Below are 14,315 nucleotides of genomic sequence, written 5' to 3' on the forward strand. Positions count from 1 at the left end.
GCCCGGCAAGTTCGACCAATTAGGAGGTAAGCCTTTTGAAAAAAGTCATCAACAAACCCGAAGACCTCGTCATGGAGATGTGCAGCGGACTCGTCCTTGCGCATCCCGAACTGGAATTCCTGCAGAAATATAAAGTCATCAAGAAAAAAGAACTGAACGCAAACAAAGTAACCCTGATCAGCGGCGGAGGCAGCGGCCATGAACCGGCGCACGCCGGCTTTGTCGGCAAAGGCATGCTGGATGCGGCGGTCTGCGGCGACGTGTTCGCTTCGCCGTCCCAGATCCAGATCTACCAGGCGATCAAGTCGACCGCCAGCACCCAAGGTACGCTGCTGATCATCAAAAACTACAGCGGCGATATCATGAACTTCAAAAACGCTTCCCATCTGGCAGCCGAAGACGGCATCGAAGTCGATTACGTTCGCGTCGATGACGATATCGCGGTCGAAGACAGCCTCTACACGGTAGGACGCCGCGGCGTGGCGGGCACCGTGCTCGTACACAAGATCGCGGGCGCCGCAGCCGAAGAAGGCCGCAGTCTGGCCGAAGTCAAAGCGGCGGCGGAGAAAGCCGCGGCGAACGTACGCAGTATCGGCTTTGCCCTGACGTCGTGTACCGTGCCGGCAAAAGGAACGCCGACGTTCAAACTCGGCGAAGACGAGATCGAATACGGCGTGGGCATCCACGGCGAACCGGGGATCCGCCGCGAGAAAATGGCGACGGCCGACGAATTGGCTGCGCATACGGTCAAGGATCTGCTGCGCGACATGAAGCTTGAAGACGCCGAAGGCGAAGAAATCGCCCTGCTGGTCAACGGCTTCGGTTCGACTCCGCTGCAGGAGCTGTATCTGTTCAACCACGCGGTCACGCGCGAATTGACGGAGAAGAAGATCAAGATCAACCGGACGTTCGTCGGCAACTACATGACGAGCATCGACATGGCCGGCATCTCGGTCACGTTCATGAAGCTCGACGACGAACTCAAGGAACTGCTGTCGCGCGAAAGCGATACGCCGGCGTTCAAAGTATCGGGTCCGGTCGTGCAGCCGGCTTACGAAGAACTTCGCAGCTCCGGCGCGGACGATGTCACGGCTTCCGCTTCGTTCACGGTTGAAACGCCGGCCGAGTATGCGCAGGTATCGGGCGGCACGATTACCCGCGACAATGTCGTGTACGTGATCGACAAGATGAGCGAGATCATCATCGAGAACGAAATCCCGTTCTGCGAACTGGATTCGCAGGCCGGCGACGGCGACTTCGGCATGAGCGTCGCCAAAGGCTTCAAGCAGCTCAAGCGCGAATGGAAAGAAATTCTGTCGCATGACGATCCTTCGATTGGCGGTTTCCTGAACGAGTGCTCGCTCGTCATCATGGAATACTGCGGCGGCGCTTCCGGACCGATCTGGGGTTCCGCGTTCCGCGCGGCCGGACGTTCGGCGGGCGAGAAAACGGAACTTGACGTAGCCGGTTTCGCCGAGCTGCTGCAGGCTGCGGTAGCGGGTATTCAGTCGACCGGCGAGCGTTCGTTCGGACGCGGGGCGGTTGTTGGCGACAAGACGCTGATCGACGCGCTCGTGCCGTGCGCGGATGCCTGGACGGCAAGCGCAGCGGCCGGCGACGACGTCAAGACGGCCTTCGCCAAAGGCGCGGAAGCGGCTGTGGCGGGAGCCAAAAAGACGGAGGAGATCGTGGCGCGCATGGGACGCGCGGGTACGGTCGGCGAACGCAGCATCGGCTATCCGGATGCGGGCGCGCACGCGCTCGGCGTGATCTTCACGCAGCTGTCGGAAAGCTTGAAGTAACAAGCGCGCTTCCTGGCGCGCATACAAGAGCGGGAGAATAACGGCAGCCGGGCGATCCGGCTGACCGCCTCTTTGCTCTGCGCTTCCAACGCCCGTATCCGGCATTTCCGCCGCTTGAAGGAAGCGTGCGGCATACCGGTTTGTCCGGTGTCCCTAATTCAGCCTTCCGCAATTTTAATTAGTTGTTCGACCGATCGATTCCCGTTCAGCTTTACGATTTTATACTGATGCGACCAAGGTCGCGGGGAGATAGCCAAGTGAAAACCTTATCCAACCTCTTCAAGAAACCGGCAGGACTGCTCGCATTGTCTCTGGTTCTGGTTGTGCTCGGCAGTCTGCTGGCCGGCATGTTCAACACATCCTTCTACAAAGTGAACGTCAAGGAAATCTCGTTCAAAGCCGATCACGGCACGCTGCACGGCCTGCTGTATATGCCCAAAGGCGCAGGACCCGACGATCCCCGTCCGGTTATCGTGACCACGCACGGCTATCTGAACACAAAGGAAATGCAGGACGCGCCGGCGATCGAAATGTCGCGCCGCGGCTATATCGTACTCGCGCTTGATATGTACGATCACGGCGATTCCCGCTGGGCTGGCGATATCAAGGTCGGCGAGCAGTTCTCGACGTTCTGGATCTACTCGCAGTTCGATGCCGCCAAATATATGTACGAACAGGATTACACGAAAAAAGACGAGAACGGCAACGCGTACCTCGCGGTCAGCGGTCACTCGATGGGCGGCTTCTCCACGCTGCTCGCCATGTACATGGACGAGATGAATTCGCTGCAGGCCGGACACCGGATGATCTATACCGGCATTTCGGTTGGCGCGGACTTCTCGTACGCCGCCGCCGTTGCGCCGCAGGATCAGCTGACGGCCGCTTACGGCGACCGTACGGTCGGCATGATTGCCGGCCATTACGACGAGTTCTTTTTCAATAAATCCGATGAAGAGAAAACGGCCGCCGAGAAAGCCGTCGTCGGCACCGTCATGCACAAGGACTTTGCCAAAACGCTGTCGGGACGCGCCTTCCTCGGACTCGCCGAAGGCAGCGAAGAAGCGAAGCAGGGACAATATTACACGGTGGATGCCGGCGACCTCAAGGTTGAAGACCAGGTCGTCCGTCCTTCGCAGACCGGCGAACGGATCATCTATACGCCGAACCAGACGCATCCGTGGAATCACTTCTCGCCGGAAACGACCGGCTATCTGATCGATTTCTACACCCATGCGTTCGAAGGCGTAACGTCTGCCAGCCAGACCGATGCGGGCTTGTCTTCGGGCAACCAGATCTGGTGGCTCAAGGAAGCGTTCAACTTCATCGCCATGATCGGATTCTTCCTGATGATCGTGCCGATGTCGGTACTGCTGCTTCGTCTGCCGTTCCTCAAGCAGTCGATTACGACGGTTACCGCTCCGCTGGCCAAACCGCTCGGCGGCGGGCAAAAAGCCGCTTACTGGATCGCCGTCGTGTTCAGCGCGCTGATTCCGGCGATCTTGTTCCCGACGCTGATGGACAAATCGGCCGGCGGTCTGCATACGCTGACCCTCATTGCGATCGTGCTGCTTGTCGTCTCCGTGATCGCGGCCGTGATCGGCTTCGCCCGTTCGGGAGCTTCGGCGGCTATGCGCCACGTCGGCATCGGCGGTCTCATTCTCGCGGTCGTCTCCGCCGTGATGTGGATTCTGTTCGCCAAAGCGGACGGCATCGTGCCGCTCAGCCCGTTCTTTAACGAACCGACAACGAACCAGATCGTCTACTGGGCCCTTGTGTCCGCGTCGATCACGGCGTTTATCACGTTCGCGTTCTATTACTTTAACAAAAAGCATGCCGGCGCCCGCTTCTCGGATTACGGCATCAGCTTGAATCCGATGACGATTGTCGCAAGTCTGTGCACGGCGGTCATCGCTGTTGCGATCGGCTACCTGCTGCTGTTCGTCATGCAGGCGATCTTCGGCACGGACTTCCGGATCTGGACGTTCGCGGTCCGCACGTTCACGGTTGAACATTTCATTACCGGACTGCGCTACATGCCGTTCTTCCTGATCTACTACTTCGTCAGCGCCGTGGCGCTGAACGCCGATACCCGCTCGCGCAAAGGCGGTTATCTGCTTGCGATCTTCCTGAACGTGGGCGGCCTGATCCTGTGGCTGATCGCCCAATACGGTCTGGACTTCGCCAGAGGCGTAGCGCTGTATCCGGCTCAGAACCTGAACGGAATCCTTCTGTTCGCTCTGGTGCCCGTGCTGGTTATCGCCGCTGTCTATGCACGCAAACTGTTCGAGAAAACAAACAATGTCTGGCTGCCGGCTTTTGTAAACACGATTTTGTTTACGCTGGTGACGGTCGCCAACACGGTTATGTTCTGGAACCTGGTTTAATCCTTCAAGAAACGCCGGATTTCGATCCGGCGTTTTTTTGTTTTCGCTAATAATTCCTTCTTTCCTAGCAGATAATAAGGATAACAAGCGTACAAGGAGCAGTCGGAATGAACAAGATGCTGGGGGAATTGTTTCAGGGGAAAAAGTTTGTGGGTTCCAATCTCATCAAAGCGAATATCTGGTTTATGGTCGTCTTCGTACTTAATGTGACGATCAGCTTCATGTACATGGCTTATTCGGTTCAAGCCGACTATCAGCAGGTTCGGCAGGCGGCCGATCTGCGCATCCAGCTGCTTACCCTGGAGAATGCCCTGGTCGATCAGGAAACGGGCCAGCGCGGCTTTTTGCTGTCGGGCAAAGAAGAATTTCTGGAACCGTTCGATCAGGGGGCGCAGCTGTACGAACGAACAGCGGCCACCTTGCTTGGCAGAGCGGAACATGTCAGCGAATCCGCCGATTTCAAGCAGAATAAGGCTCGGCTGATCGAAATCGGTCGAAGCTGGAAAAAGGAATATGGAGACCCCCAGGTGAGAAAAGTCATGGTCGGGGGTACGGTTACGAACACGGACCTGGAAGCCAGCCGAAGCCGGTTTGATTCTTTCCGCAGCCTGGAGGCCGAACTGCTGGCTTTCGTGGAACAGCTTCGGGATAAACGCCGAACGGATATGCTGCATAACCTCTATTATCTGTTCGCGATTATGGGAACGATTTTTGTAGCGGTCCAGTCTTTTATGCTCTACTATCTGCAAAAAGGCCTGACGCGGATCGCCAAGCCGATTATCGAACTCGATCAAGCCGTCGCTTCGTACAAAGGCGGCAATATCCAGGCGACTCTTCCGGCTTACGGAGAAGCCAACGAGATCGGGCGGTTGATCGAGAACTTCCGGCTGATGCACGAAGAAATGGAGAAAGAGAAACGTACGCTCGACGAAACCTATCAGATGATCAATGTGCTGAATCAGGCGCGCAGCGTGGAAGAGTCTTACCGGGTTACGCTGCAGTCGATCGGGGCTCTGGTTTCCTGCGATCGGCTCTCCATCATTATTCGCAGCGGAGACAGGGGATTCGCGATCAAGGCGGTTTTCGAAAACAGCCAACTGGATTACCGGGATATTCCGCTCGGCGGGGAAGAAGGCGATATGTACCAGCTGCTCCGGGGCGGGTTCTCGATCCTGCATGAAGACTGGTCGAAATACCGGGCGAAAGGCTCGATTACCGACGGACTGTACGAGAACGGTATCCGTTCATCGCTGCATATTATTCTGAAAAAGGAAGCCCGGGTCTTCGGCGTGCTGAATCTGCTCTCCAAAGAGCCCCACGCTTTCTCCGTTCAACAAAAGGAACGGCTGGAACAGCTTTCGCCCATGATCGTGACCGCGCTCGAAAATGCGAAAGAAACGACGCGGATTCAGGATATGGCGCTGCACGACGGGCTGACCGGACTGTGGAATCGCAGATATTTCGAAGCCTGCATGGACACTTTTGACGTCGAGCGCGGACAGAAAGGACCGGATTACGCATTCAGTCTGATCCTGCTGGATGTCGACCGGTTCAAGCTCTTCAACGATAACTGGGGACATCAGGAAGGAGATCTGGTGTTGAAATACCTGGCGCAGCTGCTGGAAACCTGCGTGAGACCCGGCGATGTCCCGGTTCGTTTTGGCGGGGAGGAATTCGCCGTTCTGCTGCCGCATACCCGGCTGGAAGAAGCGGAGGCTGCCGCCGAACGGATCCGCAGACGGCTGGAGTCGGAATCCCCGTCGCGCAAATACAAGATCACCGCAAGCTTCGGAGTCGCGGAATGGACCGACGGGTTCGACCGCCAGCAGCTGATCGAAGCCGCCGACCGGGCGCTGTATCAAGCCAAGGAAACCGGTCGCAACCGCGTCTGCGCTTACCGGGAGGAACCCGGCGGAGAGCTTGTCTGATTTCTCCCGCAGCCGCTGAGCCTCTATAACGAATAAGAGTTTCTCGACCGTCTGGCAGTCCGATCCAATCGGGCTGTCTTTTTGCAGTTTGGAGAAAACGTTTGCGAAAGGGCAGGGATTAAAAAGCGGAGCTCGAATGTTTAAGGCACGAAGCCAACAGGAGAGGGGACAACAAGATGACAGAAAGCCGCATCCAGAACTACCGACAGATTCGTTTGGGGGTCGATTATTATCCCGAGCATTGGGAGGAATCCATGTGGGAAGAAGACGCTGCCTTGATGCGCAAATCGGGCGTAAGAGTGATCCGGGTCGGCGAATTCGCCTGGAGCCGGATGGAACCCCGGGAAGGGGAATTCGATTTCGGATGGCTTGACCGGGCGATCGATCTGTTCGGTCGGCACGGAATCGATGTGGTCATCGGTACGCCGACGCATACGCCTCCAAGATGGCTGACGGACAAGTACCCGGACGTACTGCCGATCATGTCCAGCGGAGCCGTCTACCAGCCCGGCGTTCGCGGACACCGCTGCTTCAACAGCCGCTCGCTGCGCACATTCGGCGAGCGGGTGATCGAACGGCTGGCGGAGCGCTATGCGTCGCATCCGGCCGTCATCGGCTGGCAGACGGATAACGAATTCGGCATGCTGGACAGCCAGAGTGCCCAGGCGGCGGAAGATTTCCGCGACTGGGTGTACCGGAAATACGGAACGCTCGACCAGCTGAACCGGGAATGGGGAACGGTCGTCTGGAGCGGCGAGTATTCCGATTGGAGCGAAGTTACGCCGCCGCTCGGCGGATCGCCGTATCAGAATCCGTCGTTCCTGCTCGATTTTGCCCGTTTCCAATGGGACACGATCGCCGATTTCCAGGCGGGGCAGATTGCGGCGATTCGCAAGTACTGCCCGGAACATTTCATTACGCACAATTTCCACAGCTACCCGCAGCGCATGGATCTGTATCAAGTCGGCGCCGAACTGGATTTCGCTTCTTTCGACTATTATCCGAATACGTCGCCGGGCAAAGCCGCCACATCTCCGTACAGCGGTGCGCTTTCGCTTGACGTGACCCGCGGGGTGAAACGCCAAAACTTCTGGATCATGGAACAGCTCAGCGGCTCGCCGGGAGCCTGGATGCCGATGTGGCGTATGCCCCAGCCCGGCTATATCCGGGCTTATGCCTGGCAGGCGATTGCGCGCGGCGCGGATACGGTCGTTCATTTCCGCTGGCGCAGCGCTCCGATCGGGGCGGAGCAGTTCTGGCACGGTCTGATCGACCACAGCAACGTGCCGGGGCGTCGTCTCGCCGAATTCGCCGGGATGAGTGCCGAAGTCGAGAGGCTGGCCCCGATGCTCGAAGGCACTTCGGTAGACGCGCAGGTGGCGATTCTGATGTCGCATGAGCAGCTTGAAGCGCTTCGGATTCAAAAGCAGACCGACAACTTCGATTACTACGAAAATATCAAGGAATATCACCGGGCACTGACCAAACTTGGGATCGTGTGCGACGTGATCGATTGGCGTCAACCGCTGGACGGCTACCGGGTGGTTATCGCTCCGCATCTGTATCTGCTGGACGACGAAGCGGCGGAACGTCTGTCGCGCTTCGCTGCCGACGGAGGCACGCTGCTGCTGACGGCGCGGACCGGCGTCAAGAATATGCGCAGCGTATGCGTGATGCAGCCTCTGCCGGGGCTGCTCTCGGACTGTGCCGGCGTGAAGGTACGCGAATACGATCCGCTGGGCAGCGATATTGTCCGGCTCGATACGGAAGACGGAGAGCAGTTCGCCTGCAGCCAATGGGCGGACATCCTCGACCTGGAACCAAGCGGACGCACGGAAGTGCTTGCGCGCTACGGAGGCCATGTCTGGTTTGCCGGAGAAGCGGCGGTGACCCGGCATCGGTTCGGCCGCGGAGAGACCTACTATCTGGGTACGCATCCCGAAGAACCTTATTTGCGTTCGCTGCTTCTGCAGATCTCCCGTGAGCGGGGGATCGGGCATATCGAAGGGCTTCCGGCAGGCGTACAGGTCTCGGTACGCAGCGGGGAGAGCGGAGCCTATCTGTTCGTTCTGAATCTTGGCCGTGAACCGCGGCGCGTTCGGCTGGGCGGCTCTTATGCCGAGGCGGCATACGGAGAAGGACTGCTGAATGGAACAAACCCGGCCGGCGAAATCGAGCTGGAGCCTTACGGGGTCGAGATTTTCCGGGCGTGAGCTATTTTTATTAAAGTTTCTAACTTTATTTTTATTTTCCTCTTGAAAATCTCGAATTAAAAGTAATAATAGAGAAGCAGGACACTTTATCGATCCGTTTTCATTTTCGAGAACGAAAGGGGTTAGAAACCGATATGATTCAGACTTATCCGGCCAGTTCGCGTTTCGAATACGATAAAGGCTGGCTCAAAGGCGGCCACAGCTTTTCTTTTGGCGAATATTACGATCCCGAGAACGTCAAATTCGGTCCCATGCGGGTCTGCAACGACGATATTATCGCGCCGGGCAAAGGGTTCGGTGCGCATCCCCACAGCGATATGGAGATTATCTCGATCATCCTGTCGGGCCGGCTTCGCCACGAAGACAGTCTCGGCAGCGTTGCGGTGACCGGCTTCGGCGGCGTACAGCGTATGAGCGCCGGAACCGGCGTGATCCATACCGAGCATAACCCGTCCGACCACGAAGACGTGCATATCCTTCAGCTCTGGTTCGAACCGACCGAGCGCGGCAAACAGCCGTCTTATACAACGGGCGAATTCGATACGGCCGCTCTTGACGGCGCGCTGATCCCGATCGCTTCCGGCCAGGGCATTGAAGGCGTCACCGATCTGGGGCAGGATATGACGATCTATTTGAGCCGGCTGGAACAAGGGCAGCAGATCGATTTCCGGCAGGCGCCGGGACGCCGCGTCTTTCTGTTCGTGATCGAAGGCGAGCTGACCGTGACCGGCGAAGGCGGCACTTCCGCGTTGGGACGCCGCGACACGGCGCGCATCACGGAAATGCCCGAGCTGTCGCTGAGCGGATCGAGCCCGGTCTTCTATATGCTGGTGGATCTGCCGTAAGCGAAAAGGAGGAAGCGAACATGACTATGCAGGATCACGACCGTATTCTTGTCAAACATGCGGTAACGGGGCGAATGTTTGTGAACAGCGGCGTCGATGATGTGACGTATACGCTGGAACGCCTCGAAGAAAACGGGGCCGCCGTGCTGGAGATCCGGGGCATTTCACCCTGGGCGGCCGAGGATATCCGCAGTGTGCAGCGCGAGCTGAACGTGTTCCATTTCGAAGAGCCGCCGGGCCAGCCGCCCGTCAAGCATTGGTTCTATGTGGGCGAGCACGACGTCGTTTATAACGAAGCGACTTCCACGCTGACCATCCGTACCGGTGCCGAAATCACGTACAAACCCGACGAATATTGGGCGTAATGCACCGGCATATTTCCGGGCATACTGAAGAGGAGCTTCCCCATGGGAAGCTCCTCAACGTGTCGAGAAAGGTCTGCTTCCGAGTGAAGCGAGGAGGCGAAGAGAGAAATTCAGTGTAGGAGCTAAAGCATTTCGAAGAAATGCACTTCGGAAGCTTATGCTATAGTTCGCCTTTGAAATCGGGAAAATTCCATTGAAATTTGATCGTTTTTCCCGATTTCAACACGCGACCTAAAGCCTTTCAAAGAAAGGCACATCGTAAGCATCTACTAACGAATTTCTCCCGCAGCCGACGAGCTTCTACAACGAATAGGACTTTCTCGACAGCCTGAGCCATTCCCCGAAAGGAACGGCTTTTGGTTCACGTCTATAGGCGGTTCGAGATTTAACCCAATTCCACCGTGACTTCGTGACTCGTGCCCGCTTCGAAGACCGGCAGTACAGAGCCTTCGATCGGTTTGCCGTCCACGGTGACGGACTTGACGCCTTTGGATACATGGCTCGGGTTCTGGATCGCAATCTTGTATTCCGCGCCGCGGAACGAGCGGGTGATGCTGTATCCGTCCCAGGCTTGAGGAATACAAGGGTCGATACGCAGACCGTCGTAATCCGGATGAATGCCGAGGATCGCCTGCGTGATCGCCACGTAGTTCCAGGCCGCCGTACCGGTCAGCCAGGAATTCTTCGCTTCGCCTTCGCGAACCGCGTCACGCCCTGCGATCATCTGGGAGTAGACGTAAGGTTCCATGCGGTGCACTTCGCTGATGTCTTCCAGATAAGCCGGCGCGATCTTGGCGTACGTCTCGAAGGCGCGGTCGCCGCGTCCGATCACTGTCTCGGCGATCGTGACCCATGGGTTGTTGTGACAGAAGATGCCCGCGTTTTCTTTGTAGCCCGGCGGATAGGTCGAGATCTCGCCGAGGTTCAGATAATACTTCGAGTAAGCCGGCTGTTGGAGCATGATGCCGTAATCCGTCTCCAGACGGTCGCGGACGGAATTGAGCGCCTTCTCGGCCAGGCCTTCTTCGACACCGATTCCGGCCATGACGCAGAAGCCCTGCGGTTCGATAAAGATCTGGCCTTCTTCGTTCTCATGGCTGCCGATCTTCTCGCCGTGGTAATCGTAGGCGCGCAGGAACCAGTCGCCGTCGAAGCCGTGTTCGATCGTAATCCTGCGCATGTTCTCGACTTCGCGTTCGGCACGGGACGCTTCCTCTTCCAGTCCGCGTCGGCGGGCCAGTTCCGCGTAATCCGGTCCCGCGAAGACAAACAGTCCGGCGATAAAGACGGATTCCGCCGTTTTGCCGTCCAGGTTGGTCGTTGTCTGGAACGATTCGCCCGGTTCGTTCGAGAAGCAGTTCAGGTTGAGGCAGTCGTTCCAGTCGGCGCGGCCGATCAGCGGCAGGCCGTGCGGACCGAGGTTGTTCGTTACGTGGTCGAAGGAACGCTTGAGATGCTCGAACAGCGTCGCGCTGCCCTGGCGTCCGCTGTCGAACGGTACATCTTCGTCCAAAATGCCGTAATCGCCCGTTTCTTTGATATAGGCCGCCGTGCCCGTAATCAGCCAGAGCGGATCGTCGTTGAAGCCGCTGCCGACTTCGTTGTTGCCCTGCTTGGTGAGCGGTTGATACTGGTGATACGCGCCGCCGTCGTCGAACTGGGTAGACGCGATATCGATAATCCGTTCGCGGGCGCGGTCCGGAATCTGGTGCACGAAGCCGAGCAGATCCTGATTGGAGTCGCGGAAGCCCATGCCGCGGCCGATGCCGGATTCGAAATAGGAAGCCGATCTCGACATATTGAACGTGACCATGCACTGATACGGATTCCAGATATTGACCATCCGGCTGAGTTTCTCGTCGCTGCTTTGGATCGAATATTTGCCGAGCAGACCGTCCCAATAAGCGGCCAGGTCGGCCAGCGCCGTATCCACCTGGGCATCCGTCGCGAACGCTTCGATCATGGCTTTGGCCGGTTTCTTGTTGATGACGTTCAGACTTTCCCATTTCTCTTCCTGCGGGTTCTCGACATAGCCGAGCATGAAGATCAGGGATTGTTCTTCGCCCGGAGCCAGTTCCAGATCGATCCCGTGCGAAGCGATTGGAGACCAGCCGCTGGCGACGGAGTTGCCGGACTTGCCCTGCGAGGCGACCTGCGGCGTATCGAGTCCGTTGAACGCGCCGAGGAAGCTGTCGCGGTCGGTGTCGAAACCGTCGATCTTGCGATTAACGGAGTAGTAGGCGTAATGGTTGCGGCGCTCGCGGTATTCGGTTTTGTGATAAATGACGGAATCTTCGATTTCGACTTCGCCGATGCTTAAGTTCCGCTGGAAGTTAGTCATGTCGTCGTGCGCGTTCCACAAGCAGAATTCCAGATAAGAGAAAATCGAAAACCTTTTCGGTGAATCGCTGGTGTTGCTGACTTTGACGCGATAGACCTCGGCGTTGAATCCCAGGGGGACAAAGGCCAGTTGATTGACTCGAAGGCCGTTACGCTCGCCGGTGATCGACGTATAGCCGAGGCCGTGGCGGCATTCGTAGAAGTCGAGATCGCGCTTGACCGGCATCCAGCCCGGTGTCCAGTAATCACCTTCGTCATGCACGTAGAAGTAGCGTCCGCCGTTGTCGAGTGGAACATTGTTGTACCGGTAGCGGGTCAATCTTCTCAATCTGGCGTCGCGATAGAACGAGTAGCCGCCCGCCGTGTTCGAGATCAGACCGAAGAACTGCTCGTTCCCCAGATAGTTGATCCACGGATAAGGCGTTTTGGGCGTTTGAATGACGTACTCTTTGCTGGCATCGTCGAAGTAACCGAATTTCATTGTTCGAACTCCTCTCAAATAAACCCTCGTATGGTCGTAAAAAACTCGAGTATAATAGGGATGTAAGCGGTTTACAATGGGATAGCGTAAAATGACCCGAAATGTTCAGAAATCGTTTTCGTAAAATAGGGAAAAGATCAAAAAAGCCGCGGTTCATCCGCAAGGATGACCGCAGCTTTTACTCTCCCCAGACTCGAATCCGGTTGCCGTCGTTCATTTCAAGTTTAAAGCCGTCGGCCGACAGGGAGGCATGGCCGCTGCCCGTGATCTGCCGGTCGGCAGGATTAGGCAGCGGCACGCTGAAGTCCGGCGAAGACTGCAGCGTCTGACGCGGTCCGAGCGTATAGGAGCCGAGAGAGAAGAACAGATCTTCGCTTCCCTCGGCACTGCCGTAGGCGATACTGCCCGTCTGCCGGACCGTGATCTCGCGATTGCCGCGGTTGGTCACGATAACCGAGCATTGACCGGTCATTTTGCCGTCGCCCAGCACATACGTACAGTTTGTCTGGTCCTGATCGACATTCACCGTGTAGACGCTCGCAGGAATGACCATCTGTACGCCGGCAAGCGCGGCACTGCCCGCCATCGGGAGCAGCCACAGCAGCGCCAAGCCGAACAGAATGCGGTGACGGTTAAGCGAATCCCAGATCAGGAACAGCGTCCAGAGTGCAAGTCCCAGAAAGAGCAAGCCGGTGTACATAAGCTGTCCGCCGCCGGGAAGAGGAATGGAAATCGGCACCCGGATCGCCAACAATCCTTCTTCGTACAGCGGGCGTATGCCCGGATAGCGGATGTTCAGAACCGTAAGAATCGCGGTCATCATCATCGCCAGCCGGAAACGCTTTTTGCTGCGAATCCATGGAGGTTTGCCCGGGGCATAGTCGTCTGCGGTCGGGTTGTACATGGCTATCGCCTCCTTTTTCCACAGGATAGGGCCCAAAAGACCCTTCCTGGGTTAAACGTTTCGTCGACACCCAAAGTTATATTTAAACGGCGATTCGGGTAATAAAAGCTGCAGCCACAAAAAAGAACAGCGGCACCGGACCCGTATCCGATCGGTCTGCCGTACATAAAAGAATGGGGGATTTAGCCATGGTTATACGCGAAACCGAAGAAGCATTCGTACTTGTCCAGCAGCACGACCACGCGGAGTTGTCGGGGGAAGCCGCCGCCCGCTTTGCGGACCGCTTCTATATGATGGAACGGGTGGAAGAATCGCCGGACATGCCGGAAGTGACCAAGGAGGCGATCGTGCTTGGCGTGACGGAACACGACCGGGGCTGGATTCGTCCCGACGATACGCCAGTCTGGGACGATCACCTGCACGCGCCGTGTTCGTTCAACGAATATCCGATGCTGCCCAAGATCGTCTTTTACCGGATGGGCGTCGACGAACTGGAAGAGAAACATCCGTACGCCGCGCTGCTGAGCAGTATGTACTACAGCGTGTTCGAGGATATCCAGACGTCGGAACGGGAAGACTGCCTGGCGTTCGTGCACCATGAAGAAGAACGGCAGCAGCGGCTCAGCGCCAAATACAGCGGCGTGCAGCAGGAGACGCTGCTGCTGCACCGCCAGATCCTGCAGACCTGCGACGGCATCTCGCTCTATGTCTGCCTGAACGCGCCGGGCATCGCTAAGGAAGACGAGCATCCGTGGTTCAAAGACGGCGTGCCGGGCTCCGAACCGTTCGGCGGCGGCGGGCTGCTTCAGCTGAACTGGCAGGATGAGTCCACGGTCAAGTCCGAGCCTTCGCCGTTCGACGGCCCGTTCAGCGCCAAGCTGCGCGAGAAGCATGTGCCGAAAGCGCGTATCCGCGAAGTCGGGATCGCGCAGGCATACGAAGAAGCGGCGTGGAGCGAGCGGGAGATTCGGTTCGTGTAACGACTGTAGCTCGCGTGTTTTCATTTTTTCAAAAGCAAAAGGACGATCCCGCCTCTTAACCGGCGTGGGATCG

9 protein-coding genes are annotated in these 14,315 nt (G+C 57.4%); 7 read left to right on the forward strand and 2 right to left on the reverse strand.

Going from position 1 to position 14,315, the window contains the following annotated elements; all coding sequences use genetic code 11:
• Positions 1-35 precede the first annotated feature (35 nt).
• The 6 genes from dhaK to HRQ60_RS18315 all read left to right on the forward strand — a co-directional run bounded on the left by dhaK (position 36) and on the right by HRQ60_RS18315 (position 9,537).
• Positions 36-1,802: a dihydroxyacetone kinase subunit DhaK gene (gene dhaK, locus HRQ60_RS18290; RefSeq protein ID WP_172198484.1), complete on the forward strand. Its 1,767-nt coding sequence runs from the start codon at positions 36-38 to the stop codon at positions 1,800-1,802.
• Between the two features lie 257 nt (positions 1,803-2,059).
• A complete protein-coding gene (locus HRQ60_RS18295) occupies positions 2,060-4,186 on the forward strand; it encodes a serine aminopeptidase domain-containing protein (RefSeq protein WP_172198487.1) in 2,127 nt (708 codons plus the stop codon).
• 107 nt (positions 4,187-4,293) lie between these two features.
• Positions 4,294-6,114 carry a sensor domain-containing diguanylate cyclase gene (locus tag HRQ60_RS18300; protein WP_246281396.1) on the forward strand — a complete coding sequence of 607 codons (1,821 nt, stop codon included), beginning with the start codon at positions 4,294-4,296 and terminating at the stop codon, positions 6,112-6,114.
• Between the two features lie 176 nt (positions 6,115-6,290).
• Complete coding sequence (locus HRQ60_RS18305; protein WP_172198490.1) at positions 6,291-8,327, forward strand: beta-galactosidase; 2,037 nt, start codon at positions 6,291-6,293, stop codon at positions 8,325-8,327.
• A gap of 134 nt (positions 8,328-8,461) precedes the next feature.
• Complete coding sequence (locus HRQ60_RS18310) at positions 8,462-9,172, forward strand: pirin family protein (RefSeq protein WP_172198493.1); 711 nt, start codon at positions 8,462-8,464, stop codon at positions 9,170-9,172.
• A gap of 20 nt (positions 9,173-9,192) precedes the next feature.
• Positions 9,193-9,537, forward strand: a complete 345-nt coding sequence (locus tag HRQ60_RS18315; RefSeq protein WP_172198495.1) for a hypothetical protein — start codon at positions 9,193-9,195, stop codon at positions 9,535-9,537.
• A 385-nt stretch (positions 9,538-9,922) separates the two neighbouring features.
• Here HRQ60_RS18315 and HRQ60_RS18320 read toward each other — a convergent pair whose 3' ends face one another.
• Both HRQ60_RS18320 and HRQ60_RS18325 read right to left on the reverse strand, forming a co-directional pair.
• Positions 9,923-12,358, reverse strand: a complete 2,436-nt coding sequence (locus HRQ60_RS18320; RefSeq protein ID WP_172198498.1) for a glycoside hydrolase family 94 protein — start codon at positions 12,356-12,358, stop codon at positions 9,923-9,925.
• A 178-nt stretch (positions 12,359-12,536) separates the two neighbouring features.
• Positions 12,537-13,262 carry a hypothetical protein gene (locus HRQ60_RS18325; RefSeq protein ID WP_172198501.1) on the reverse strand — a complete coding sequence of 242 codons (726 nt, stop codon included), beginning with the start codon at positions 13,260-13,262 and terminating at the stop codon, positions 12,537-12,539.
• A 188-nt stretch (positions 13,263-13,450) separates the two neighbouring features.
• On the opposite strand from HRQ60_RS18325, the gene HRQ60_RS18330 reads away from it, so the two are divergent.
• Complete coding sequence (locus HRQ60_RS18330) at positions 13,451-14,242, forward strand: DUF3891 family protein (protein WP_172198504.1); 792 nt, start codon at positions 13,451-13,453, stop codon at positions 14,240-14,242.
• Positions 14,243-14,315: the final 73 nt, after the last annotated feature.

It is taken from the genome of Saccharibacillus qingshengii (assembly GCF_013185195.1).
In the GTDB taxonomy this organism is placed as follows: domain Bacteria; phylum Bacillota; class Bacilli; order Paenibacillales; family Paenibacillaceae; genus Saccharibacillus; species Saccharibacillus qingshengii.

What these genes read in the sequence shown, in the direction of transcription:
- HRQ60_RS18305 (WP_172198490.1), top strand. Translation starts at nt 6,291, where the DNA reads ATGACAGAAAGCCGCATCCAGAACTACCGACAGATTCGTTTGGGGGTC.
- HRQ60_RS18310 (WP_172198493.1), top strand. Translation starts at nt 8,462, where the DNA reads ATGATTCAGACTTATCCGGCCAGTTCGCGTTTCGAATACGATAAAGGC.
- HRQ60_RS18300 (WP_246281396.1), top strand. Translation starts at nt 4,294, where the DNA reads ATGAACAAGATGCTGGGGGAATTGTTTCAGGGGAAAAAGTTTGTGGGT.
- HRQ60_RS18320 (WP_172198498.1), bottom strand. Translation starts at nt 12,358, where the DNA reads ATGAAATTCGGTTACTTCGACGATGCCAGCAAAGAGTACGTCATTCAA.
- HRQ60_RS18330 (WP_172198504.1), top strand. Translation starts at nt 13,451, where the DNA reads ATGGTTATACGCGAAACCGAAGAAGCATTCGTACTTGTCCAGCAGCAC.
- HRQ60_RS18325 (WP_172198501.1), bottom strand. Translation starts at nt 13,262, where the DNA reads ATGTACAACCCGACCGCAGACGACTATGCCCCGGGCAAACCTCCATGG.
- HRQ60_RS18315 (WP_172198495.1), top strand. Translation starts at nt 9,193, where the DNA reads ATGACTATGCAGGATCACGACCGTATTCTTGTCAAACATGCGGTAACG.